Origin of the sequence: Nocardia brasiliensis (genome assembly GCF_042691675.1) — a bacterium.
Classification (GTDB): domain Bacteria; phylum Actinomycetota; class Actinomycetes; order Mycobacteriales; family Mycobacteriaceae; genus Nocardia; species Nocardia brasiliensis_D.
The window spans coordinates 4,158,550-4,182,225 of sequence record NZ_CP170507.1; the positions used below are offsets into that span (position 1 = coordinate 4,158,550).

Here is a 23,676-nt window from a genome sequence, read left to right on the forward strand (position 1 = left end):
CGGATCAGGGGCCGTAGGTCAGGACGGCGCTGATGACGAACCACAGCACCCAGGCGAACGCGATGGTCATGCCGATCGCCAGTGTGATCCGCATGAACGCCCGGCCGAAATCCATGTCCCTGGTCTCCCGCGGATACAGCTTCCACGGGCTGTACCACGGTGCCTGGATCGCGTAGACCGGCTTTTGCGCCTCCCGCTCGGCCTGCGCCAACTCCTCCGCGTAGGCCTCGGCCTGCGCCTGGTTCGGGCCGCCGTGCCACAGCGTGATGTCGATCGGGCCGAGAAATCCCTCGTTGAGCAGTTCCTGCGGTGCGGGCAGGTAGGGCAGGATGCCGAGGCCGCGGAAGGCGATGGCGACGTCGTTAGCCGTCCACAGGTGCTTTTCCTGCTCGGCGAGCGCCTCGAAATAGTGCCGTAGCCGACCCGGGTCGTCGCCGAGGATGACATCGAAGCTGGGATCGGTCCACGCCTGCTGGATTTTCAGCTCGGCGCCGCGCAGCGGGACGACCAGCGCGAGCCCGTGCACCGCGCGCTGGCCGAGGCCGCGCGCGGCCAGCCAGTTCTGCAGCGCGAAGGTGTGCTCGCGGGACTTCTCCAGCGGGGTGCGCCGATCCCGGCCCTCCATCGCGGCGGGTTCGCCGTTGATGGTCCAGTGGCCGTTGAGCGGGATCTCCAGCAGCCCGTCCTGCCGGGCCACCAGCGCTTCGGCCTCGATCACCACGCAGCTGGTCGGCGTCCAGACCACCGCGTCGAACTGGTGCAGCCGATCCTTGTGGAACAGACTGCAGTTGATCGTGGCGACACCGTGCGGAGCGCCCGGATCCTTCCAGGTGCGCAACCAATCGATCAGCGCCCGCTCGGCATTGGTGCCTGCGGCGTTCTGCACTCGCACGAGCATTGGCGACCGCCCTTCACGTCGACACTCGACAGTGCACAGGATACGAGGTCGGCGGCCGGGTTCGCCGCGCTCATGGCAACGGTCGGCGTGTTGGTCGCCGGATCACTGCGGTTGTTCGGCGGCGATCTTGCCCGCCCGCACCGCCGCCACCAGTGCGGCATGGTCGGTTTCGGTGCGGTCGGCGTAGCGGACCGCGAAATTCGCGACCGCGTCGTCGAAACGCTCGTCGTCGTCGCCGAGATAGCCCGCGAGCAGTCGCGGATCGAGCGAGCGCGCGTGCGCGCGGGCCAGCAGCGCGCCGGCCAGTCTGCCGTAGTCGTCGAGGTCGGACGCGGACAGGGCCGCCGGATCGATGCTGCCCTTGAGATTGCGGAATTGGCGCACGATGAAAGGCAGTTCGGTGCCGTTGCCGGTCGGATCGACACTCGTCCAGCCGAGCAGGATGTCGGACTCCGACTGAACCAGCCTGGCGCCCTGCACGATTCGCTTGCCCTCGTGTTTGGGCGGCGGCACGGACAGGTACGGGGCGAGTGCGGACGGATTGGCCTGCTTGACCTGCAGCACCAGCGCTTCACCCGCGTTGCCGTGCAGCAGCGCGACATAGGTGTGCAGGCCGACGCTGCCGGTGCCGACGATGCGGAAGGCGATGTCGGACACCGCGAAACGGGCAATGAGGTTGCGCCGTGACTCGCGCAATGTGTCGGCGTAGCGCTCGAGACCATCGGTGATCGCCGTCGCGACCTGTTCGTCGACCGCGGTGAGAATCGGTGGGTCGCTGACGAATCGGTGCTTGCTGATACCGGTCTCGTGGTCGTCGAGATGCTCGGTCCACTTGGCCACCACCTTCGCGCTGGTGTTCTTGCGCGCCTTCTTCGCGGCCTTCTTGAAGTCGTCGATCAGGTCGTGTGCGGCGGCTTCGCTCAGCACCGATTCGTCGGGCAGCGCGCTCCACGATTCCAGGAAAGGACGCTCGGCCAGTTGGCGCACCGCGAGGCGATAGGCGCGGGCGGCGTCGTGGGCGGCCGTGCGGCAGTCATCCTCGCCCGCACCGCTTTCCCGGCCCGCGAGTACCAGGCTGGCCGCGAGCCGTTCCAGGTCCCATTCCCACGGCCCGAGGATGGTTTCATCGAAATCATTGATATCCATGATGATTTCGCCGCGCGGCGTGCCGTACAGACCGAAGTTCGCCGCGTGCGCGTCACCGCAGAGTTGTGCGACCAGCCCGGTGTCCGGTCCATCCGCCAGATCGGCGGCCATCAGTCCGGCCGCACCACGGTAGAAGGTGAACGGCGAGGTGATCATCCGCCCGATTCGCAGTGGCACCAGGTGGGGGAGTCTGCCCGCATTGCTCGCCGCGATGAATTCCAGTACGTCGGGCCGCCGCGAGCCCTCGGCGGCCCGATCACGGGCGTGGAGGGGGACCCGCTCCCGCAACGCCTGTCCACGCGCACGCACCTCCGCCGCGGGAACGTAGGAGCGGAGGTCGATACGACTGTCTGACACTGTGTCATTTTGCCGCGCCTCCGGCGCGGCGTGTTCGTGGCCCCTTGAAGGCGGTCTGCTCGGCATCTTTCCGTGATCGCGGCTCAGTTGGCGGGCACGGGCTTGTCGACGGGGGTGATCGGCAGACGCAGCGCGCCGGGTGCGGCGTCCGGCACCGCGGGCTGCTTCGGCGGTACCGGGGCGATGCGCCGGTACCCGGCCCCGAGCTCCGGACGCGGGTCCGGCTCGTTCTTGTTGGGCCAGAACGCCATCGCCCGCTCGGCCTGCGCGGTGATGGTGAGCGACGGGTTGACACCCAGATTCGCCGTCACCGCCGAGCCGTCCGCCACGTGCAGACCGGGATGGCCGTACACCCGCTGATACGGGTCCACTACACCGGTTTCCGGGCTGTCACCGATGACGCAGCCGCCGATGTAGTGCGCCGTCGCCGGGATGTTGAACACGTCCATCACCAGACCGTGCGTGTCCCCGTCGACCTTCTCGCCGAACCGGCGGCCGATGTCGTGCGCCATCGGGATCCAGGTCGGGTTCGGTTCGCCGGTGCCCTGCTTGGTCTTCAGCAGCCCGCGCCTGCGGAACGAGGTCAGCGAATTGTCCAGTGACTGCATGACCAGCAGGATCACCGACTTCTCCGAGGCGTGCCTGGCGTTGAGGCTGCGCAGGAAAACCAACGGATGCAGCAGGATCGCCAGCAGGAAGCGCAGGAACCGGAACGCGCCGCCGTCCACGATCGGCACCGACATCGGGAACAGCGCGTTCTGCCCCTTGCCGTAATGGCACACCTCGATGTGGGTGTCCTCGGCTGGATGGATCGAGGAGGTGATCGCGATGCCCTCGGCGAAATCGCGGCGCGAACGGCTCACCACATTGAGGATGGCCTCGGAGTTACTGCGGGTCAGCTCGCCGAGCCGCGGTGAGAGATGCGGAAGCACCGCGTCGTCGCGCATCTTGTGCAGCAGCTTCTGGGTGCCGAGCGCGGCGCCGGCGAACACCACCTGCTCGGCGGTGAAGGTCTTGCGCTCCTTGCGGATCCACCGGTCCGACCGTTCCGTCTCGACGGCATAACCGCCTTCGGGCAGCGGCCGCACCGCGGTGGCGGTGGTCAGCGGATGCACCTCGGCACCTGCCTGTTCGGCCAGGTAGAGATAGTTGGTGGGGGTGGAGTTCTTGGCGTTGTTCGGGCAGCCGGTAAAGCACCGCGCGCAGTGCACGCAGCCGCGCCTGCGCGGACCGACCCCGCCGAAGTAGGGGTCGTCGACCTCGGTGCCCGGATCGCTCTCGTTGAAGAACACCCCGACATCGGTCGGATGGAAGGTGTCGGCGACGCCGAGGTCCTCGGCGATCTCGCGGATCACCTCATCGGCGGGGGTCAGTCGCGGATTCGGCGCCACACCGAGCATCCGCTGTGCCTGGTCGTAGTACGGAGCCAGTTCGGCCCGCCAGTCGGTGATGTGCGCCCACTGCTTGTCGGTGTAGAAGTTCGACAGGGGCTCGTACAAAGTGTTCCCATAGATGAGCGACCCACCGCCGACGCCCGCGCCGGAGAACACCGCGCACTTGCCGAGCACGCTGATCCGCTGCGGTCCGGTCAAGCCCAGTCGCGGCGCCCAAATCGACTTGCGCACATTCCAATTGGTGCTGGGGATGTCCTCGGCATTCCACCGCCTGCCCGACTCGAGTACGCCGACCCGATACCCCTTCTCGGTCAACCGCAGGGCGCTCACGCTGCCCCCGAAACCGGAACCGATCACCACCACGTCGTAGTCGAAGCTGGGCATGACTTCCTCTCGTTCACCGGCCATCAGGCCCGCATCGCACCGATAGGTGAGATGATTTCATACTCATTCTGTCACTGCCGGGCTGTGGCGGAAACCATGCTTGCCCGCGGATATGGCCGAAACCGGCGTGCCCGGATGGCGTGGACCGGGGTCGGTGCGGTAAGCACGGGGCGTGACAACCGAATCGGGCACTACGGAACCGGAGGAGCGCGCCGCCACCGACGGCGCGACCGGCGGCGTCTTCGACGACCGCATCCTCACCGTCCCGAATGTCCTGAGTGTCGTGCGCCTGCTCGGTGTTCCACTGTTCCTGTGGCTGCTGCTGGTGGAGCACGCCGACGGCTGGGCCTTCGCACTGCTGGTCGCCAGCGGCGTGACCGATTTCCTCGACGGCAAGCTGGCGCGCCTGCTCGATCAGTCCTCCCGCCTCGGCGCCCTGCTCGATCCGTTCGTCGACCGGTTATACCTGGTGACGACCCTGGCGGCGTTCGTGATCCGCGGGCTAATCCCATGGTGGGTCGCGGTGATCCTGGTCGGCCGCGACCTGGTCCTCACCCTCACCCTCTCGGTCTACAAACGCCGCGATCTACCCCCGCCCGAGGTCATCTATCTGGGCAAAGCGGCCACCTTCGCGCTGATGTCCGCGCTGCCCTGGCTGCTGGCCGGAGAAATGAATTGGGCATTGGACGGTTTCGGACGAGCCTTCGGCGGGGCATTACTGGTCTGGGGCACCGCGGTGTATGTATGGACCGGCGTGCTCTACACCGGTAAAGCGATCGCCGTCGCACGTGCGATACCGGCTGTGCCACACCAGTCGACGTAGCCGAGGCGTCGGGTCGTACAACGGCTCGAGCCTCGCATAGAGTTGCGCTCACACGATCACGACGGAAAGGACGGACGGCCTGTGACCCAGACCCCCGAAGATCTGCGCTACACCGAAGAGCATGAGTGGGTGCGGCGGATCGGACCGACCCGGGTTCGGGTGGGCATCACCGATTATGCCCAGTCTCAACTCGGTGACGTTGTGTTCGTGCAGCTGCCCGAAACCGACAAGGACGTCGCCGTCGAGGACAGCATCGCCGAGGTCGAATCGACCAAGAGCGTGTCCGACATCTACGCGCCGATCAGCGCGAAAGTTGTTGCGGTGAACGAGGAATTGGTGCAGAAGCCGGAGACGCTGAACACCGATCCGTACGGCGAGGGATGGCTGTTCGAACTGGAGGTGGATGACGCCGCCGGCCTCGACGCCACACTGGGTGAACTGCTGGATGCGGCAGGTTATCAAGGAGTTATCGGGGGCTGACTCAGCCTTCCCGGTTCTACCTGCACGGGCACGCCCTGGCAGGGTACGGTCAATGCCAACAGATGCGCCGACAGTCATTGTCGGGAATCTAGGGACTCGACGGCAGGTCGTGGTGCCACAGGTATCACCTGCTTGCATGGATAATCAGGTTCGAGGAGGAGAGAAACGGTGAGCGAGAACAAAGACCCGGGTTACGGGGAGACCGCGGCCGAGACGACGTCGGTCTTCCGCGCGGATTTCCTGAACGAGGTCGACGCGTCGCGCTCCGGAGAGCCGACCGGCGAACAGCCGGTCCAAGGGGTCGAGGGTCTGCCCGTTGGTGCGGCCCTCCTGGTCGTCAAGCGCGGTCCGAATGCGGGCTCGCGGTTCCTGCTGGATCAGCCGACGACGTCGGCGGGCCGCCACCCCGACAGTGACATCTTTCTCGACGACGTCACCGTCAGCCGTCGGCATGCCGAGTTCCGTCAGGACGACGATTCGTTCCAGGTTGTCGATGTCGGCAGCCTGAACGGCACCTATGTGAATCGGGAGCCGGTGGACTCCTCGGAACTCCAGAACGGTGACGAGGTACAGATCGGTAAGTTCCGTCTCGTGTTCCTTACCGGACCGCGGGCCCAGGTGAACGAGCCGTCGGCTGGTGCAGGGAGCCTATGAGCACGCGGCGCTGGGTCTTTTCTCGACATGAGGGGCTCGGGGTCATGAAGGAGCTCAGTGTTTTGACGGACTCGGTGCGGTGACCGGCGCGGCGCAGTGGGCACGCGGAGGCATGTCGATCGGCTCCGTGCTCGACCTGCTGCGTCCAGACTTTCCGGACATCACCATCTCGAAGATCCGCTTCCTCGAAGCGGAGGGCCTGATCCGGCCGGAGCGCACGCCCTCGGGCTACCGCAGATTCTCCGTCGCCGACTGTGAACGGCTCCGGTTCGTACTGACCGCGCAACGCGATCAGTACCTGCCGCTGAAGGTGATCAAGGAACAACTCGAAGCGATCGACAGCGGTGCGGCGACGCTCGGCGTGCGGGAAGCCCGCGCCCGGGCGCACTCCGGCCGTGCCGGTGGCTCGGAGTCGGCGCCCGCGGCGTCCGACTCCGAGCACCACACCGCGGCTGGCGGGAACCGGAACGGTGCCGCGGCACCGAGGAGGCTCGGCGTGGTCCCCAGTGAGATTTCCCCGGACGATCTGCGATTCGATCACGAAATCCGGCTCACCCGCGCTGATCTGCTGGCCCAGGCCGACATCGACGAGGCGTTCCTCAACGACCTGATCCGGGCCAATCTGATCACCCCCGGTGCCGCCGGATTCTTCGACGGCGACGCGGTGACGCTGGCCAAGACCGCCAAGGCGATGGCCGAATTCGGTTTGGAGGCACGGCATCTGCGCGCGTTCAAGCTGGCCGCCGATCGAGAGGCCGCGCTGGTCGCGCAGATCGCCGCCCCCATCGCGAAGAGCCGCGACGCGGGCGCCCGCGCCAGGGCCGAAGAAACCGTGCGCGAACTCGCGGCGCTGTCGCTGACGTTGCACGCCTGCCTGGTGAAGTCGTCGGTACGGACGTCGCTGGGCGGCTGAACATCCCGCTGAACCGATGACACGGAATCGCTGTCATGTTTCGGTCGTCCAACACGCCGATTTCGGCTTGCACACCGATCGCTGCACCCGCGTGGGTTCGCCTAGACTCGTGGTACGGCGAGCTGGGCGGTGGTCGTGCCGGGCGGCCGGCGAGTATTTGGGAGGCAGTGCGATGAGTGAGCGAAGCGAGCGAATCATGTCACAGCGTGCATCGCGCGTGCCGGAGCCGAGCGGCAGCGAGGTGGAGGCATGAGGGAGCGAAGCGAGCGAATCATGTCACAGCGTGCATCGCGCATGACGGAGCCGAGCGTCAGCGAGGCGCAGTCATGAGTGAAATGCGTGTGATCGGCATTCGTGTCGAGCAGCCACAGAATCAGCCCGTGCTGTTGCTCCGCGAGGTGTCGGGGGATCGGTATCTGCCGATTTGGATCGGGCAGGCCGAGGCCACCGCGATCGTGCTGGAGCAGGAAGGGGTCACGCCGATCCGGCCGCTGACCCACGATCTGATCAAGATCCTGATCACCGAGCTCGGGCACACCCTCAAGGAAGTGCGCATCGTCGATCTGCAGGAGGGCACCTTCTACGCGGATCTGGTGTTCGAGAACGATCTGCACGTCTCGGCCCGGCCGTCCGATTCGGTAGCGATCGCATTGCGCGTCGGTTGCCCCATCTATGCCGAGGAACCGGTGCTCGAGGAAGCGGGGCTGGTCATGCCGGACGAGCGCGAGGACGAGGTGGAGAAGTTCAAGGAATTCTTGGAGTCGGTCTCGCCTGACGACTTCAAAGCCACCGACAGCTGATCCGGCCCATCCGCCGCCGCGTGGGCGGTAAACGAGGCTGAACTAGAGGTCGAGGGTTTAACCGCGCGTCGCGTTTGGCTCGATGATGGTGCTCCCTGGACAATCAAGGGGAGTAATCTCGATAGTTGGGCCACGTCCGTTTTGGCCAGGTCGTCAACACAGCAGTGGTCGAAACGGAGCCGGGTCATCGATGAGGCTAGCCGTCGGCGAAGCAAGGGAGTGGTCAGTGGCAGAGCAATCGCAGGATGTGGTACAGCCAGGCCTGTTCCCGGATGACTCGGTTCCCGACGATCTAGTCGGCTATCGGGTTCCCAGTGCATGTCAGGTAGCCGGGATCACCTACCGGCAGCTCGACTACTGGGCGCGCACCGGATTGGTGGTGCCCTCCATCCGTAGCGCCGCGGGCTCGGGGAGCCAGCGGCTGTACTCGTTCAAGGACATCTTGGTCCTGAAGATCGTCAAGCGGCTGCTCGACGCGGGCATCTCGCTACAGAACATTCGGATCGCGGTCGACCATCTACGCAGTCGCGGCGTGCAGGACCTCGCGGGCATCACGCTGTTCTCCGACGGCACCTCGGTGTACGAGTGCACCTCGGCCGAGGAGGTAGTCGATTTACTGCAGGGCGGGCAGGGCGTCTTCGGTATCGCGATCAGCGGCGCCATGCATGAACTCACCGGTGCGATCGCCAATTTCCCCGCGGAACGCGCGTCCGCGGTGACCGAACGGCCGGAGGACGAGCTGTCCTACCGGCGCAAGGCTCGGATGAGCCGCAAGACTGGTTAAACGTAGCCAACAGACTCAACACCCCACCTCCTCGGCAAAGCACAGGGTAGTGGGGTGTTGTGCTGTGTGGCAGCTGATTTTTCGCGAATAGGGAAGCCGCGCACGAGCTTCGGTTCAGCCTACTTGGAACGTGGGCTCGCCCTACCCGGAACGTCTCAAAAACATTGTATTAGGTAGATATGCGCATCTAACTATGTTCCCTGCTGAAACCCCCGCCGACCTCGCGTGACGAGGGCGACACAGCCGGGAGGGGACCAGTGGCGCGTTATGGCGTTCATCGGCTTAAACTGGGGGCGCGCCAACGCCGTGCGGGAGAGTCCCGGGTTCGACAGAGTCCGGGCGCCGAAGGAGCAGCACCTCCCCGTCAATCTCTCAGGCATCAGGGACCGTGCGGGCTTGGGCGCCTCTGGAAAGCGGTGGCTTCGAGCTGCCCGCCCATGGGGAAAGGGGCTCGGCCACGGTCGCGGCATCCGAATCTCTCAGGCGCCACGACAGAGGGGGAGGGCTGGTACCCGTCGACTGTAGGTCGACCCGCCCGACCCATGGGAGCTGCCGTGACTCGCTCATTTGCCGACCGCCACATCGGACCCGACCGGGGCGAACTCGCCCGGATCCTGGACGTCGTCGGCGTCGACTCGCTCGACGAGCTCGCCACGAAGGCGCTGCCGGCGAGCATCCTGGACGGCGGTGCCTACCCACCCCCGGGCGGCTCCGCCTCCCTTCCGTCCCCCGGTGGACTGTCCGGATTGCCGCCCGCGGCAACCGAACACGAGGTGCTGACCGAACTCGCCGGACTCGCCCACGCCAACACCGTGGCCACCTCGATGATCGGGCTCGGCTACTACGACACGTTGACCCCGCCGGTGCTGGTGCGCAACTTGCTGGAGAATCCGGCCTGGTACACCGCCTACACGCCGTACCAGCCGGAGATCAGCCAGGGCCGGCTGGAGGCGCTGCTCAACTTCCAGACCATGGTGTCGGAGTTGACCGGCATGGACGTGGCCAACGCGTCGATGCTCGACGAGGCCACCGCGGCCGCCGAGGCGATGACGCTGCTGCACCGGGCGAGCCGGTCGAAATCGGCCAGGCTGGTCATCGACATCGACCTGTTCCCGCAGACCAAAACCGTGCTGACCACCCGGGCCCAGCCGCTCGGGATCGAGCTCGTTCCCGCGGATCTGTCCGCAGGTGAGCTGCCCGAAGGTGAATTCTTCGGTGTGCTCGTGCAGACGCCGGGGGCGTCCGGCCGAGTAGTGGACTGGACATCGATGATCACCGCCGCGCACGACCGCGGCGCGTTGGTCGCGGTGGGCGCGGACCTGCTGGCGATGACGCTCATCGCCCCGCCGGGCGAGCAAGGCGCGGACGTGTGCTTCGGCACCACCCAGCGGTTCGGCGTGCCGCTCGGATTCGGCGGCCCGCACGCGGGGTATCTGGCAGTGCGCACCGCGTTCGCCAGGCAGCTGCCGGGCAGGCTGGTCGGGGTCTCGGTGGATGCCGACGGAGATATGGCCTACCGGCTCGCGCTGCAGACGCGTGAGCAGCACATCCGGCGGGAGAAGGCCACCTCCAATATTTGTACGGCGCAGGTGCTGCTGGCCATCGTCGCGGCGATGTACGCGAGCTACCACGGTGCGGATGGCCTGCGGGCGATCGCCCGTCGCGTGCACGGGCACGCGGCCGCCATTGCGGCCGGACTCGATGGTGCGGTCGTGCACGATGCCTTCTTCGACACCGTGCTCGCGCATGTGCCGGGTGGCGCGGAAGCCGTTGTCGCGAAGGCGAAAGCGCGCGGGATCAACCTGCGCCTGGTCGACGCCGACCATGTCGGCATCGCCTGCGACGAGGCGACCACCGAGGCGCATGTCGCCGCCGTGCTGGAATCCTTCGGTACCGCACTGTCTTCCGATAACGGTGAACCGGCGCCGGTCGCCGCGATCGAAACCCGGACCTCCGAGTTCCTCGACCATCCGGCATTCACCAAGTACCACACCGAGACCGCGATGCTGCGCTACCTGCGCGCGCTGTCCGACAAGGACATCGCCTTGGACCGCAGCATGATTCCGCTCGGTTCCTGCACCATGAAGCTCAACGCGACCGCGGAGATGGAGGCCATCACCTGGCCCGGCTTCGCTCGGGTGCACCCGTACGCACCGGTGGAGGACGCCCCCGGCCTGCTGCAGGTGATCACCGATCTGGAGCACTGGCTCTGCGACATCACCGGCTACGACTCGGTGAGCTTGCAGCCGAACGCGGGTAGTCAGGGCGAGTACGCGGGGCTCCTGGCGATTCGGCGCTACCACCTGGATCGTGGTGACACGCACCGCGATACCTGCCTGATCCCGTCGAGCGCGCACGGCACCAACGCGGCTTCCGCGGCGATGGTCGGGCTGCGCGTCGAGGTGGTCAAGTGCCGCGAGAACGGCGATATCGACTTGGACGATCTGCGCGCCAAGATCGCCGACCATGCCGACCGGCTGGCCTGCATCATGATCACCTACCCGTCCACGCACGGCGTCTTCGAGCACGAGGTCGCCGAACTGTGCGCACTGGTGCACGACGCGGGCGGGCAGGTGTACGTCGACGGCGCGAATCTGAATGCCCTTGTCGGGCTTGCTCGTCCGGGTCGGTTCGGTGGCGATGTCAGTCACCTGAACCTGCACAAGACCTTCTGCATCCCGCACGGCGGCGGCGGGCCGGGCGTCGGCCCGGTGGCGGTGCGGTCGCACCTGGCGCAGTACCTGCCCGGCGATCCGCTGGAGACCGACTCGCACGCGGTGTCGGCCGCCAAGTACGGCTCCGCTTCGATTCTGCCTATCACCTGGGCTTACATCCGGATGATGGGCGCGGACGGCCTGCGTAGCGCCACACTGACCGCCATCGCCTCGGCCAACTACATCGCGCGCAGGCTCGACGAGTACTTCCCGGTGCTCTACACCGGCGAGCACAGCATGGTCGCGCACGAGTGCATCCTGGATCTGCGGCAGATCACCAAGCAGACCGGCGTCACCGTCGATGATGTGGCAAAGCGGTTGGCGGACTATGGGTTCCACGCACCGACCATGAGCTTCCCGGTGGCAGGCACGTTGATGGTGGAGCCCACCGAGAGCGAAAACCTGGCCGAGCTGGACGATTTCATCGAGGCGATGATCGCCATCCGCAAGGAGATCGACCAGGTCGCCGCCGGTGTCTGGCCGGTCGAGGACAACCCGCTGCGCGGCGCACCGCACACCGCGGCCAGTCTGGTCGGCGAATGGGACCACCCGTACAGCCGCGAAACCGCCGTCTACCCACGGGGTCTCGGCCACGCGCGGGCCAAGGTGTGGCCGCCCGTTCGCCGCATCGACGGTGCCTACGGTGACCGGAACCTGGTGTGCTCGTGCCCGCCGCTGGAGGCCTACGCCGACTGACGGCGGTAGGGACTTGCCCGCACACCCACTGATGTGCCCAATACCGAAACGGTAGGCCGGGAAGTCAGTGGGTGTGCGGCTGTCAGGGTGTGGTCAGGGCCTGGACGACGGCGGAGCCGAATTTGATGTCGTCGGAGGTGGCGATACGGGTGTAGGTGCCGCCGGTCTGCTGGGAGATGCTCTGCAGGGTTTGGGTGCCGGTGCCGCCGATCACGATGATGTCCACCCGGACGGGGTGATCGCGGTCGATCGCGGCGGTCATCTCGCTGGCGAGTTTCGCGCCGGTGACCGTGGAATCGTCGTCGGGTCCGTCGGTGATGAGCAGGACCGAATTGGTGCGGCCCGGTTTGTATCCGGCGATCGCGTTCTTGTAGGCGGCGATCAGGGACGGGTAGGCCTGGTCGGGACGCAGGTCGCTGGCGCGGATGGCGTTGAGCGCGGTGCTGACCTTGGTCCGCTGCTCGTTCGTGAGCTGGGCGGTGGCGGCCTGCACCTGGTAAGGCGTTGTGCCATCCAGGTTTTTGCCGAACGTCCAGATGCCGAGGCCGAACTCCGGTGGCATCACGGTCATCGTCGAGTTCAGTGCGGCAAGGACATTCGCGAGCCGGGTCATCGAGCCGTCGGTGGTCGACATGGAGGCCGAGACGTCCACGAGGACGGTGGATTGCACGCCGAGCACCGGATCGGCGAGCGTGGCACGGACTTTGTCGAGCGCGGCCCGTGGCGGTGTGGGGGTGGTGGTAGCGGGCGGGGCGGTGAACCCGGCCGCGATGAACGCCTGTGCCTGTTCGGGGGCGCGCAGGAAGTCAGCGAAGAGTCCGCCGATCAGATTCTGCGTCTTGTCCACCCACGGTCCGGACATCAGCGCTGCCGGGTGGTCGGCGATCGGCGCGGTGCCGGCCGGGCGGAAGACGGTAAGTCCCGCTTGGGTTTTCACCTGCTGTTCGGTGGCGGCGACCGCGTGCACAGTGGCCGACTGCGGCGCTCCGGCGATGATGCCGAACGCCGCGGCGGTGTCCGGTGCGTCGGGTGCGTCGGCGGCGAGCCCCGAGATCGCCGAGATGGCCTGTCCGGATTGCGCGGCCTGCTCGCTGAGTGGTTCGGCACCCGACACGGCGGAGCCGACCGCGGCGGCCGCGGCCAGGGTGGCATCACCCGGTGGCAACGCCATCCGCAAGCCGCCCCAGCCGGACAGGCCGACATCGTCGAGCGAACCTTGTTGCAGGCGTGCCAGATCGGCCCAGCCGACTTTGGCTTGTTCGAGCGCGACGCGCAATTCGTCCGGCACCGCGAGCACGATCGGGCTGGCCGCGATCGGCGCGGGCGTGCCCTCGATCATCCCGGGCACCCGCATCGATTCGATCGAGCGGCTCGAATCGGGGATCCACAACACCGGCTGCGGGCCGAGGGTCTGGTCCCACGGCTTGTTGTTGGTGAAGGCCGCGACGATCGCGGCGGACGGTTGCGCGGTCACCACCACTTGGGCGCAGTGATCGCGCACCCGGGGTTTGGTCGCGTTGTACCGGTCGGCGGCGGCGCGGACCTGCGTGGCGATGTCCGGATCGGCGGTCACGTAGAGGGTCGCGGGGCCGGAGACGCACTCCGCCGCCGCCGCGCTGTCCTCGTCGGCCGCCCTGTCCCGTAGCTGAAACCACGCGACGACCCCCGCGACCAGCAGCAGGACGGCCACCACTGCGATAACCGGACCTTTGCTGACGCCCCGGGATCTGGTTCCGCTGCGATGTGTGCCCACGGTGCACAGTGTATGTACAGCGACGGGCAGGCGTACTTCCGCATCCACTCCGGGCCGTGCGCGGGTGTGCCGTGCGCGGCCCGCTCAGCCGGGCGCGCGGAAACGTCCGCCGTCGCGCCGAACGGGCACGACGGCGGTACTCACGGGCGGATCAGCTGCCCACGGTCGAACTCGTGGCCGCCCCAGACCCCGGACTGGCCGGTGCGGGCCGCGAAGTCGCCACAGGCCGCGCGGATCGGGCAGTCCGCGCAGACTTCGCGGGCGTAGGCGAAGTCCTGCGACGGGTACGGGAACCACGCCTCATGGTGCGGGTCACCACGGCAGGCGGCCCGATGCCACTCTCGGGAGTCCGAGAGCGGGAGCAGCTCGGCCAGGGTCAGCTCCACAACCGCGGTGGTCTCGGTGCGAACAGTCATCGCGATCCTCTCCTTTCTCGGATGATCAGGTAGTGGCGAGTGCTTCCAGCGCTTGGTCGGTGATCGACTCGGCGGCCTCGACCGTCAGCAGCACGACGGCCCGGTCGGCGGTTAGTGCAGCAGGTGCGGCGGCATGACGGAAGGGCATGGGAATCACCATGTTTCGAGAGAGTCGAGCGATGTTGCGGGGATACGGCGGTCAGTTACCGGCCGGGAGGTGGCCGACTTCGCGTGGGCCGCACAGCTGCCGATCGAACCCAGGGTTCTTGCTCGACAATCGTTGGGCCGCATGAATATTTGCCCGAATCGACCGCATCGAAATCATCGCCACCTCCTCCTCTCCGCAAGCTCGTGGGATCACCGCTACTCGGTGATCATCGTTGAAACCCATGGTGACATAACGGACCTACCGCTGTCGGGTCATTTATCCGGCAGCGGGCGATGACGAGCGTCAGGCGGTTTGCAGCTGGGCGGCGCCGAAGGACACGCGGAATCGTTCGCACCAGATCGAGACACTGGTCAGGGTGGTCAGGTCGGTGTCGGCGGCGATGGGGTAGTTCTGGCTGCCCTTGTTGCCTTTGAGGCTGCCGAGGTCGGTGTGCTTGCCGTCGTCGAAGACGAACCAGCCGTCCTTGCCTTCGATCACCGCGGCGTCGGTGAGCCAGACGTGGAGGTCGGGGCCGTCCGAGGTGTCGAGATTTTCCAGTCGGAGCACCCGGCTGCCGTCGGGCAGTTCGAGGATCAGCGCGGTGCCAGAGGTCGCGTGCTCGTGCGAGATGAGGGTGCCGCGGGCGATGGTGCGCGGCTGCGGTGCGGGATTACCGGGTGCCGCCGGGGCGGAGACCGACGGCGCGGCTTCGTTGACCGTGGTGTTCGTGAACAGCCGCCACGGCTGGAACAGCGCCAACCCCACCCCGAGCCCGATCACCAGCAGGACGGCCAGCGTCCAGGTGATGGGGGAACGCGCGATCTTGCGTGCGGACACCATGGCTTCTCCTCCCGGACCATCGCGCGACGACCGTTGAGTCCATTATGCGCAGCCAGGCGGGTCCGCCTGTAGTCCGCGCACGGCCGGAGCGCCGCGGTTTCGGCGATGCCGAGGCAACAGGGCGGCGAGATCCCCGAGACGACGCGATCGAGCTGCTCACCGCGGCTCTTCCCCGCTGCCTTGGACTGTCTGACCAGGTCCGAGAACAGCCAGGACCCCGAGGCGCCCATCGAGGTCCTGGCGCGCGTGCTACAGGTTGCCGACGATGTGTTCGAGGCGTTCGGCCACCAGCTCGCGTGCCTTTGCGCGAAGGGCTGGGCGATAACCGCTGGGGTACACGGGGTCGCCCGGCGTGTAGTCCTTCAGGACCTCCTTGGCGAGGGTGATCTTGTGGACCTCGGTGGGGCCGTCGGCGATCGCCATCACCTCGGCGTAGTTCATCATGTCCACGAAGGGCAGATCGGTGCTGACACCGATCGCGCCGTGCAGATGCAATGCGCGCTGGGCGATGTCGTGCATCACCTTCGGCATGGCCACCTTGATGGCGGCAATGTCCTTGCGCACCTTCAGATAGTCCTGTTCCTTGTCGATGCGCCACGCGGTGCGCAGCACCAGCAGGCGGAACTGCTCCATCTCGATCCAGCTGTCCGCGATGCGTTCCTGGGTCATCTGCAGCCCGGCCAGCGGGCCCTTGCGCATCGGCCGGGAGACGGCGCGTTCGGCCATCATGTCGAAGGCCTTGCGCACCAACGCGACCGTGCGCATGGCGTGGTGCACCCGGCCGCCGCCGAGGCGGGTCTGCGCCACGATGAAGCCCTGGCCCTCGGCGCCGAGCAGGTGGTCGGCGGGGACGCGGACATCGGTGAACCGCAGGTGGCCTTCGTGCTCGCTGAATCCGTGCACGTGGAAGTTCTTGACGATCTCCAGGCCGGGCGTCTCGGCGGGCACGATGAACATGGACATGCCTTGGTACGGGCTGACATCCGGGTCGGTGACCACCATGACGATGTGGAAGCTGGCGAACTGCGCGTTGGAGTTGAACCACTTCTCGCCATTGATCACCCAGTGGTCGCCGTCGCGCACGGCGCGCGTCTTGAACAGCGTCGGGTCCGAACCGCCGGTGGGCTCGGTCATCACATAGCAGGAGCCGATCTCGCCGGCCAGCAGCGGCTCCAGGTACTTCGCCTTCTGCTCGGCGGTGCCGTAGTGCGCCAGGATCTCGGCGTTGCCGGAATCCGGTGCCTGGCAGCCGAATACCGACGGCGCCCAGACCGAGGTGCCCAGCACCTCGTTGAGCAGCGCCAGCTTCATCTGCCCGTAGCCCTGGCCGCCGAGCTCGGGACCGAGGTGGCAGGCCCACAGCCCCTGTTCTTTGACCTGCTCCTTGAGCGGGCGCATGAGCGCCATCGCCTCTTTGTTGGTGCGGTCGTACGGGTTCGGGTACAGCAGGTCCAGCGGCTCCACCTCGGTGCGGACGAATTCCGCCGCCCAGTCCAGCTTCTTCTGGAAGTCCGGGTCGGTCTCGAAATCCCAAGCCATGATCAGCCTTTCGTGTGGTTGTCGGGGGTGGTTACCACGCCGTCGAGGAACGTGGTCGCGAGTATGTCGGCGATCTCGGCGGGGGAGTGCCCGCCGTGCGGTCGGTACCAGAAGGTCACCATGTTCAGCATGCCGAGCACGCTGTTGGTGACCACGTGGTCGTCGGTGCGCAGCAGTCCAGCGGCGTAACCCGCGTCGATCACCCGCTGCCAGCAGTGCTGCACCCGATCGCGCAGCTCCTGCAACTCCGCGCCGCGTTCACCGCTCAGCGCGGTGACGTCACGCAGCTGGATCGCGACCTCGCGGCGGTGGTCGATGATCAGGCCGACGTGGCTGTGGATCAGCTTGCGCAGCTTGGTGATCGGGTCATCGGCGCTGGCCGCGATGCGTTCGGCGTCGATGAGCATCAACTGGATGTAGTCGTGCAGGATCTGCCACAGCAGTTCCTCTTTGGAGCGGATGTGGTAGTACAGCGCGCCGCGCTGCACGTCGGCGCGGTCACCGATCTCGGCCACACCGGTGCCGTGGAATCCCTTTTCCGCGAACAGTTCCACCGCGGCACGCACGATCCGCTCCCGGGTATCGCCTGCCGTGGATTCGGCGGCGGGTGGGCGGCCGCGCCTGCGCGCGGGAGCGATGTCGGGCCCGACCGGCACCCGGCCACCACCGCTCATCGACCCGCCGCGCGATGTCATCGGGCCGGGTCCAGCACGACCTTGCTCACACCGTCCGCGCGTTCGGCGAACAGCCGGTAGGCGTTGGCGCCGTCGGACATCGGGAGCGGATGGGTGACAACGGCTTCCGGACGGAGCCGACCGGCCGCGGTCAGCTTCAGCAAGGTGGGCAGCTCGTATTGGATCGAGCACAGCCCGATATGGAATTCGAGCTCCTTGACCTGTGCCAGCGGCATGTGGAACGGATATGCCCGATTCTGGCTGACGCCGATGACGCTGACCCGACCGCGGTGCCCGACCGCGCTGATAGCCAACTTGATGGTGGCGTCGGCGCCGACCGCCTCGATCGCGACATCGGCACCGCCGCCGAGCATTTCGCGGATCGCGAGTTTCGGGTCGTCCGCTTCGACCGGTTCGGCGCCGAGTTCGGCGGCCTGCTTGCGCCGTTCGGGGATCAGGTCGACGCCGAGCACGCGCGCCGCACCCATCGCGAAGGCCGACTGGATCGCCATCAGCCCGACCGGTCCGAGCCCGATCACCACCACGGTCTCACCGGGGGCGATGCGCGCGCGGCGCGCGCCGTACCAGGCGGTCGGCGCGTTGTCGGTGAGCACGACGGCGGCCTCGTCGCTGACGCCCGCGGGCAGTCGCACCAGGTTTCCCTGGGCGTGCGGCACGGCCAGCAGTTGAGCTTGCCCGCCGGGCAGCGAGCCACCGAGCCCGTAGCAGGCATCGATGGCCAGCGGAGTGCGCTCGCACGCCGCGACGATGCCCACCCGGCACTTGGCGCAGCGGTCGCAGCCCGCCGACGCGGCGACCAGCACCCGGTCGCCGACCGCGAGGCCACGTACCTCGGAACCGAGCTCGACGATCGCACCGACAGCTTCGTGCCCGACGCTGTAGCCGATGTTGTCGGTGAAGCCGTGCCCACTGTAGATGTGCAGGTCGCTGCCGCAGATGCCGGTCGCGGTGACCTGGATGATCGCGCTGTCCGGTGCGGTCAGCGTCGGATCGGGCAGCTCGGAGTACGAGATCTGTCGCGGGCCTTGGTAAGTCAGTGCTTTCATCGCCAACCGCCGTCCAGTGCGAGGGTGGCGCCGGTACAGAAGGCAGCGGCGTCCGTAGCGAAGAATATTGCGGCGCCGACGATCTCGTTCGGTTCACCGACCCGGCCCTGGGCGTTGTGGGTGCTGATCTGCGCGCGCATCTCGTCGGTCCAGGCCTTGGAGATGTCGGTGGCGAATGCTCCGCACTGAATTGTGTTGACCCGTACCGTCGGTCCGAAGCTCTGCGCGAGACCCATGGTGAGCGAGTTCAATCCGGCCTTGGCCGCGGCGTACGGCACCGCGAACGGCGCGGGGCGGACCGCCTCGATCGAGGAGATGTTGATGATCGAGCCGCCGCCGTCGGCCGCCATACGGGTGCCGATGAGCGAGGAAAGCCGGAACGGCCCTTTGAGATTCACGCCGATCACCTTGTCGAACAAGGCTTCCGACACTTGATCGAGGCTCGGATAAAGCGGCGAGAGGCCCGCGTTGTTCACCAGCACATCGACCCGGCCGAACTCGGCGTACACGGTCTCCACGAGGGCGTCGCACTGTGCCCAGTCGCTGACATTGCATGCCACCGGCAGGGCGCGGCGGCCGTGGGTGGTCTCGACCTCGTCGGCCAGCGCCACGCAGCTGTCGAGTTTGCGGCTGGCGATCACGACGTTCGCGCCGGCCGCGGCGAATGCGAGCACCATTTCCTTGCCTAGTCCCCGGCTGCCGCCGGTGACCACGACGACCTTGTCCGTGAGCGACACACACTCTCCCGTTGATCAGAAAATGTTCCGATCAGTACATTAATTCGCCGCGGCGATACAATCAAGGGGTTGCTCGGCCGACCGCCGACACGCGCGACGCGCCGACTGATCGATCCCCTCACGATCGGCGCGCCGGTTTTTCCATCGGCGAGACGCCGCGTTTCGACCCGCTACCGGGTGGTATCACTACCCACGGGTAACATGGATGCGTCTTTTCCCACCCGGCTTTCTCAGAAGTGAGGCAGTAGATGACAGAGCGGATTCAGGTCGGCGGGCTTCAGGTGGCCAGCGTTCTCCATGAGTTCATCGAGAACGAGGCGCTCCCCGGAACCGGCGTAGATTCCGCCGCGTTCTGGGCCGGAGCCGAGCAGGTCATCAACGATCTCGCACCGCGCAACCGCGCCCTGCTCGCCGAACGCGACGAGATCCAGGGCAAGGTCGACGCCTGGCACGCCGAACACCCCGGCGCGAACTACGACAAGGCTGCCTACAAGAACTTCCTCAGCGAAATCGGCTACCTACGCCCAGAGCCCGCCGATTTCCAGATCGCCACCCAGAATGTGGACGAGGAGATCGCCACCACCGCGGGCCCGCAGCTGGTGGTGCCGGTGATGAACGCCCGCTTCGCGATCAACGCCGCGAACGCGCGCTGGGGCTCGCTCTACGACGCGCTCTACGGCACCGACGCCATCTCCGAGGCGAACGGCGCGGAAAAGGGCAAGAGCTACAACAAGATTCGTGGCGACAAGGTCATCGAGTGGGCCCGCAACTTCCTCGACGACGCCGCCACGCTGATCACCGGCTCGCACATCGGCTCGACCTCCTACAAGATCGTCGACGGTGAGCTCGAGGTGGGCCTGGAGGACGGCACCGAGATCGGCCTCGCCGATCCCTCGCAGCTCGTCGGCTACCTCGGTGATCCGGCGGCGCCGACCTCGGTGCTGCTGAAGCACAACGGTCTGCACATCGAGATCCAGATCGATCCCGACTCGCCGGTCGGCAGCACCGACACCGCGGGCGTCAAGGATGTGGTGCTGGAGTCCGCGATCACCACCATCATGGACTTCGAGGACTCGGTCGCCGCCGTGGACGCCGAGGACAAGGTGCTCTGCTACCACAACTGGCTCGGCCTGATGAAGGGCGATCTGAGCGAGCAGGTCAGCAAGGGCGACAAGACCTTCACCCGCACCATGAACCCGGACCGCGTCTTCACCGCGCTCGACGGCAGTGAGCTTGTGCTGCACGGTCGTTCGCTGATGTTCGTGCGTAACGTGGGCCACCTGATGACCAGCGACGCGATCATCGACAAGGACGGCAACGAGGTGCCGGAGGGCATCCTGGACGGCCTGGTCACCTCGCTCATCGCCACCCACTCGCTGCGCGGCGACGCTCAGCTGAAGAACAGCCGCACCGGCTCGGTGTACATCGTGAAGCCGAAGATGCACGGTCCGGACGAGGTCGCGTTCACCACCGAGCTGTTCGATCGCATCGAGGACGTGCTCGGCCTGCCGCGCAACACCCTCAAGGTCGGCATCATGGACGAGGAGCGCCGCACCACGGTGAACCTGAAGGCCTGCATCCAGGCCGCCGCCGACCGCGTCGTGTTCATCAACACCGGCTTCCTCGACCGCACCGGCGACGAGATCCACACCTCCATGGAGGCCGGGCCGATGGTCCGCAAGGCCGAGATGAAGGCTCAGCAGTGGATCAAGTCCTACGAAGACTGGAACGTCGACACCGGTCTGGCCACCGGCCTGCCCGGCAAGGCGCAGATCGGCAAGGGCATGTGGGCCATGCCCGACCTGATGGCCGACATGCTCGTGCAGAAGATCGGTCACCCGAAGGCGGGCGCCAACACCGCGTGGGTGCCGTCGCCGACCGCCGCCACCCTGCACGTGACCCACTACCACCAGGTCAATGTGCTGGAACGGCAGCAGGAGATCATCAAGGGTGGCCCGCGCGCCACCGTCGATCAGATCCTGGAGATCCCGCTCGCCGCGGCCCCGAACTGGTCGGCCGAGGAGAAGCAGCAGGAGCTGGACAACAACTCGCAGTCGATTCTCGGCTACGTGGTGCGCTGGATCGACCAGGGCGTCGGCTGCTCCAAGGTGCCCGACATCGAGGATGTCGCGCTCATGGAAGACCGTGCGACCCTGCGCATTTCGAGCCAGCTGATGGCGAACTGGCTGCGCCACGGCATCGTCACCGCCGACGAGGTGGTGGCCAGCCTGGAGCGGATGGCGCCCGTGGTGGACCGGCAGAACGCGGGCGACCCGAACTACCGGCCGCTGGCGCCGGACTTCGCGGGCAGCATCGCGTTCCAGGCGGCCAAGGAGCTGATCCTGGAGGGCACCAAGCAGCCCAACGGGTACACCGAGCCGATCCTGCATCGCCGTCGGCGGGAGGCCAAGGCGGCCTGCAAGTAGAGCGCTGTTCAGTGTTTGAAAAGTAGCATCTAGCAGCTCTTTTCGGCTCGAGGCCCCGCACCGGAGACACCCGGAGCGGGGCCTCTTCCATTACTGGAGATCAGCTCGAATACCGGTCTGTCACGCTCAAAACGGTCACAGACGGGAGTGTGTAAGTCATAGCCACCGCAGCTGCCTAACAGCGGATTTGAGCCAAGTGGTACGGACAGTAGGTCTCATCGCCGAATCGATGGGACGTCCCAGCAGTTGACCCTGCTGACCGATAGCAGACGGCGGTGTACCAGTTGTCGTTTCGTGCGTTGTGATACCAGGCAAGATTCGGAGTTCGCCGTCTCCCAGGCAGCCATGCGTTGTGTAGCGCTGAGTCCGCTCACAGGTTCCAGATAGCGCCACTGGACACGATGGCGTTGGTGAAACCGGGATCATCCCTACTGGGCGCCCAAGTGAATTGCACCCAACCGAACCTCCCCATCTGGGTGCGGATGCACAAGAATGTGCCACTTGGCATCTCGTTCAACGGCACTGTCCCGATGTCGTACTTGGCCGCCTCGCAGGCGGAGTAGCTCGGAGGCGAGGCTCCGGCAACAGGGACTCGCGCGAAGGAGACACCCTGCCAGCCGAGAGGCCAAGCTTTCCGTGTAGGGCGTAGTGGGCTTGGGGACCCATCGGTACGCTCTTCCAGTCCAAGAACGACATGCCCCACCATTGAGGGTCCTCGGCTTCGAAACGCGCGATGGCCGCGCGGACTGTCGACGGCGGGTCCACGGCCGCGGGCGGAGCCGAAGGCGCAGTGGATGTGGTGGCGGAGACGCTGGTCGACGGGGGGCCGATCGCACCCGTTGAGGGCGCACTGCGTGCGTTTTCCGGACTCGGCCGGAACTGTGGGAATCCAACAACCACCGCGATGATCACGCTCACGATGCCGGCGATAGCGCCGATCTTCTGCCAATCTCGGCGGTTGCCGCGGTTGCCGCGGTTGCCGCCGTTATTGCTGTTGCCGTCGTTATTGCTGTTGTTGATATTGATGTTGATGCCGCCGTCGGGAGGCTGTGCGGGTGTCGACATACGCTTTGGTCCCTTGTGGATAGTCGCGTCGTGCCTTCGGCGCTATTGGATTCCTGCCGCCCGCCCCAGTGCAGCACTGCTTGCCCAGGCATCCTGGGCGAGGGTCGTCAACGCTGTGGCAGGAAGCTACATCGGCCAAGCGCGGTAGAGCATAGCGAAGCAGCATGTTTCGAGCCCGCGAAGCGAGCCAAACCTTGGAATCCAAGCAGCCCCCGATCCTACCGACTGTCGAGCCCGATATGGCATCGATGCAACAGCCAAATACGCAGTTGACCGACTCGACTGGGTCGTTGCCACAGGCACACGGTCGACGGACCGCTGAAATGCCTTGCCGCCCTGATATACCGACCGCCTAGTACAGGTGCCGACACCTCCGAAGGAGCACGTTACGGCCGCAGCGACATTCGAACAGATCGTTGACACCAACAAGGATTTGCTGCTCAAACCTCTCAAGAGCGCGGTGCTGGTTGCGCCGATGAGTGTTGATGTGCCGATCAAGTTCACCACTGGCACGGACGCGAAATTCCAGTCGCTGTATGGCTATTCGTCGCTGGGGCTGATGGACAAGGGCGGGGGCCCGCAGTTCCGGCCGAACAGCAACTCTCGGAGACCGAAAGCTGGGGCTGGCTCGAGCTGACCCTGTCAGACATCGTCAAACGCGACATGAGCGTCGGGTTCACCGCCCAAGAGTTCAAACGTGCAGTACTGGAGCTTGTTTCGGGCCGAAGCCTGGCGGACGTACAGGCCGATGCGGTGACCAGGGAGCTGTCGTGGACCTGTCGCTGATCTGGGACAGCGGGGACATCAAAACCGTCCTCAACGCCGACTCCACCGAATACCGGTCAGACATCCCACCATCAACGCCCGCCAAGGCGGCATCTACGGCGTCGGGTTCCTCGCCAACACCGTCACCTCGTCGGTGACCCGCCGCCGCGGCAACGGCCCAGCCTGCGCGCCTTCCTCCGCGA

The 23,676-nt window shown here is 66.4% G+C and carries 20 protein-coding genes and 1 riboswitch; of the genes, 9 read left to right on the forward strand and 11 right to left on the reverse strand.

Annotated features, from left to right (window positions below; genetic code table 11):
- Positions 1-4: 4 nt before the first annotated feature.
- The 3 genes from ACFK0J_RS19150 to ACFK0J_RS19160 form a co-directional block, all read right to left on the reverse strand.
- Entirely contained in the window at positions 5-886 is an 882-nt protein-coding gene (locus tag ACFK0J_RS19150) for a nuclease-related domain-containing protein (RefSeq protein ID WP_378742190.1), read from the reverse strand.
- 114 nt (positions 887-1,000) lie between these two features.
- Entirely contained in the window at positions 1,001-2,401 is a 1,401-nt protein-coding gene (locus ACFK0J_RS19155) for a DUF2252 domain-containing protein (protein WP_378742192.1), read from the reverse strand.
- Between the two features lie 83 nt (positions 2,402-2,484).
- Positions 2,485-4,179 (reverse strand): GMC oxidoreductase, encoded by a 1,695-nt coding sequence (locus ACFK0J_RS19160; protein ID WP_378742194.1) that lies wholly within the window; start codon positions 4,177-4,179, stop codon positions 2,485-2,487.
- 253 nt (positions 4,180-4,432) lie between these two features.
- Between ACFK0J_RS19160 and ACFK0J_RS19165 the strand changes: the two genes are divergently transcribed.
- The 7 genes from ACFK0J_RS19165 to gcvP all read left to right on the forward strand — a co-directional run bounded on the left by ACFK0J_RS19165 (position 4,433) and on the right by gcvP (position 12,043).
- Positions 4,433-5,002, forward strand: a complete 570-nt coding sequence (locus ACFK0J_RS19165) for a CDP-alcohol phosphatidyltransferase family protein (protein ID WP_378742911.1) — start codon at positions 4,433-4,435, stop codon at positions 5,000-5,002.
- An 81-nt stretch (positions 5,003-5,083) separates the two neighbouring features.
- Positions 5,084-5,482, forward strand: coding sequence for a glycine cleavage system protein GcvH (gene gcvH / locus ACFK0J_RS19170; RefSeq protein WP_378742196.1), 399 nt, complete (start codon positions 5,084-5,086; stop codon positions 5,480-5,482).
- Positions 5,483-5,650: 168 nt separating this feature from the next.
- The gene (locus ACFK0J_RS19175; RefSeq protein ID WP_040734653.1) at positions 5,651-6,136 is read left to right on the forward strand and encodes an FHA domain-containing protein; all 486 of its coding nucleotides are present in this window, start codon (positions 5,651-5,653) and stop codon (positions 6,134-6,136) included.
- 112 nt (positions 6,137-6,248) lie between these two features.
- A complete protein-coding gene (locus ACFK0J_RS19180; RefSeq protein ID WP_378742198.1) occupies positions 6,249-7,049 on the forward strand; it encodes a MerR family transcriptional regulator in 801 nt (266 codons plus the stop codon).
- Positions 7,050-7,375: 326 nt separating this feature from the next.
- Complete coding sequence (locus ACFK0J_RS19185; protein ID WP_218477863.1) at positions 7,376-7,849, forward strand: bifunctional nuclease family protein; 474 nt, start codon at positions 7,376-7,378, stop codon at positions 7,847-7,849.
- Between the two features lie 190 nt (positions 7,850-8,039).
- A complete protein-coding gene (locus ACFK0J_RS19190) occupies positions 8,040-8,633 on the forward strand; it encodes a MerR family transcriptional regulator (RefSeq protein WP_107656386.1) in 594 nt (197 codons plus the stop codon).
- Between the two features lie 299 nt (positions 8,634-8,932).
- A riboswitch (glycine riboswitch) is annotated at positions 8,933-9,032 on the forward strand.
- A 143-nt stretch (positions 9,033-9,175) separates the two neighbouring features.
- The gene (gene gcvP, locus ACFK0J_RS19195) at positions 9,176-12,043 is read left to right on the forward strand and encodes an aminomethyl-transferring glycine dehydrogenase (protein WP_378742201.1); all 2,868 of its coding nucleotides are present in this window, start codon (positions 9,176-9,178) and stop codon (positions 12,041-12,043) included.
- An 82-nt stretch (positions 12,044-12,125) separates the two neighbouring features.
- On the opposite strand, the gene ACFK0J_RS19200 is transcribed toward gcvP, so the two are convergent.
- The 8 genes from ACFK0J_RS19200 to ACFK0J_RS19235 all read right to left on the reverse strand — a co-directional run bounded on the left by ACFK0J_RS19200 (position 12,126) and on the right by ACFK0J_RS19235 (position 19,217).
- A complete protein-coding gene (locus tag ACFK0J_RS19200; RefSeq protein WP_378742203.1) occupies positions 12,126-13,796 on the reverse strand; it encodes a VWA domain-containing protein in 1,671 nt (556 codons plus the stop codon).
- A gap of 140 nt (positions 13,797-13,936) precedes the next feature.
- Positions 13,937-14,212: a WhiB family transcriptional regulator gene (locus ACFK0J_RS19205; protein ID WP_378742206.1), complete on the reverse strand. Its 276-nt coding sequence runs from the start codon at positions 14,210-14,212 to the stop codon at positions 13,937-13,939.
- Positions 14,213-14,237: 25 nt separating this feature from the next.
- On the reverse strand, positions 14,238-14,360 hold the full coding sequence (locus tag ACFK0J_RS19210) for a hypothetical protein (protein ID WP_378742209.1): 123 nt from the start codon (positions 14,358-14,360) through the stop codon (positions 14,238-14,240).
- Positions 14,361-14,663: 303 nt separating this feature from the next.
- Positions 14,664-15,200 carry a DM13 domain-containing protein gene (locus ACFK0J_RS19215; RefSeq protein WP_378742211.1) on the reverse strand — a complete coding sequence of 179 codons (537 nt, stop codon included), beginning with the start codon at positions 15,198-15,200 and terminating at the stop codon, positions 14,664-14,666.
- Positions 15,201-15,449: 249 nt separating this feature from the next.
- On the reverse strand, positions 15,450-16,739 hold the full coding sequence (locus ACFK0J_RS19220; RefSeq protein ID WP_378742213.1) for an acyl-CoA dehydrogenase family protein: 1,290 nt from the start codon (positions 16,737-16,739) through the stop codon (positions 15,450-15,452).
- 2 nt (positions 16,740-16,741) lie between these two features.
- The gene (locus tag ACFK0J_RS19225; protein ID WP_378742913.1) at positions 16,742-17,413 is read right to left on the reverse strand and encodes a TetR/AcrR family transcriptional regulator; all 672 of its coding nucleotides are present in this window, start codon (positions 17,411-17,413) and stop codon (positions 16,742-16,744) included.
- 17 nt (positions 17,414-17,430) lie between these two features.
- Entirely contained in the window at positions 17,431-18,480 is a 1,050-nt protein-coding gene (locus ACFK0J_RS19230) for a zinc-binding dehydrogenase (RefSeq protein ID WP_378742215.1), read from the reverse strand.
- On the reverse strand, positions 18,477-19,217 hold the full coding sequence (locus tag ACFK0J_RS19235; protein ID WP_378742217.1) for an SDR family NAD(P)-dependent oxidoreductase: 741 nt from the start codon (positions 19,215-19,217) through the stop codon (positions 18,477-18,479). The genes ACFK0J_RS19230 and ACFK0J_RS19235 overlap by 4 nt, the downstream gene beginning before the upstream one ends.
- Positions 19,218-19,465: 248 nt before the next feature.
- Between ACFK0J_RS19235 and ACFK0J_RS19240 the strand changes: the two genes are divergently transcribed.
- Positions 19,466-21,643: a malate synthase G gene (locus tag ACFK0J_RS19240; protein ID WP_378742219.1), complete on the forward strand. Its 2,178-nt coding sequence runs from the start codon at positions 19,466-19,468 to the stop codon at positions 21,641-21,643.
- A gap of 1,426 nt (positions 21,644-23,069) precedes the next feature.
- The gene (locus ACFK0J_RS19245; protein WP_378742221.1) at positions 23,070-23,345 is read left to right on the forward strand and encodes a hypothetical protein; all 276 of its coding nucleotides are present in this window, start codon (positions 23,070-23,072) and stop codon (positions 23,343-23,345) included.
- Positions 23,346-23,676: the final 331 nt, after the last annotated feature.

What these genes read in the sequence shown, in the direction of transcription:
- ACFK0J_RS19240 (WP_378742219.1), top strand. Translation starts at nt 19,466, where the DNA reads ATGACAGAGCGGATTCAGGTCGGCGGGCTTCAGGTGGCCAGCGTTCTC.
- ACFK0J_RS19160 (WP_378742194.1), bottom strand. Translation starts at nt 4,179, where the DNA reads ATGCCCAGCTTCGACTACGACGTGGTGGTGATCGGTTCCGGTTTCGGG.
- ACFK0J_RS19220 (WP_378742213.1), bottom strand. Translation starts at nt 16,739, where the DNA reads ATGGCTTGGGATTTCGAGACCGACCCGGACTTCCAGAAGAAGCTGGAC.
- ACFK0J_RS19185 (WP_218477863.1), top strand. Translation starts at nt 7,376, where the DNA reads ATGAGTGAAATGCGTGTGATCGGCATTCGTGTCGAGCAGCCACAGAAT.
- ACFK0J_RS19215 (WP_378742211.1), bottom strand. Translation starts at nt 15,200, where the DNA reads ATGGTGTCCGCACGCAAGATCGCGCGTTCCCCCATCACCTGGACGCTG.
- ACFK0J_RS19210 (WP_378742209.1), bottom strand. Translation starts at nt 14,360, where the DNA reads ATGCCCTTCCGTCATGCCGCCGCACCTGCTGCACTAACCGCCGACCGG.
- ACFK0J_RS19230 (WP_378742215.1), bottom strand. Translation starts at nt 18,480, where the DNA reads ATGAAAGCACTGACTTACCAAGGCCCGCGACAGATCTCGTACTCCGAG.
- ACFK0J_RS19225 (WP_378742913.1), bottom strand. Translation starts at nt 17,413, where the DNA reads ATGAGCGGTGGTGGCCGGGTGCCGGTCGGGCCCGACATCGCTCCCGCG.
- gcvP (WP_378742201.1), top strand. Translation starts at nt 9,176, where the DNA reads ATGGGAGCTGCCGTGACTCGCTCATTTGCCGACCGCCACATCGGACCC.
- ACFK0J_RS19190 (WP_107656386.1), top strand. Translation starts at nt 8,040, where the DNA reads ATGAGGCTAGCCGTCGGCGAAGCAAGGGAGTGGTCAGTGGCAGAGCAA.
- ACFK0J_RS19180 (WP_378742198.1), top strand. Translation starts at nt 6,249, where the DNA reads ATGTCGATCGGCTCCGTGCTCGACCTGCTGCGTCCAGACTTTCCGGAC.
- ACFK0J_RS19205 (WP_378742206.1), bottom strand. Translation starts at nt 14,212, where the DNA reads ATGACTGTTCGCACCGAGACCACCGCGGTTGTGGAGCTGACCCTGGCC.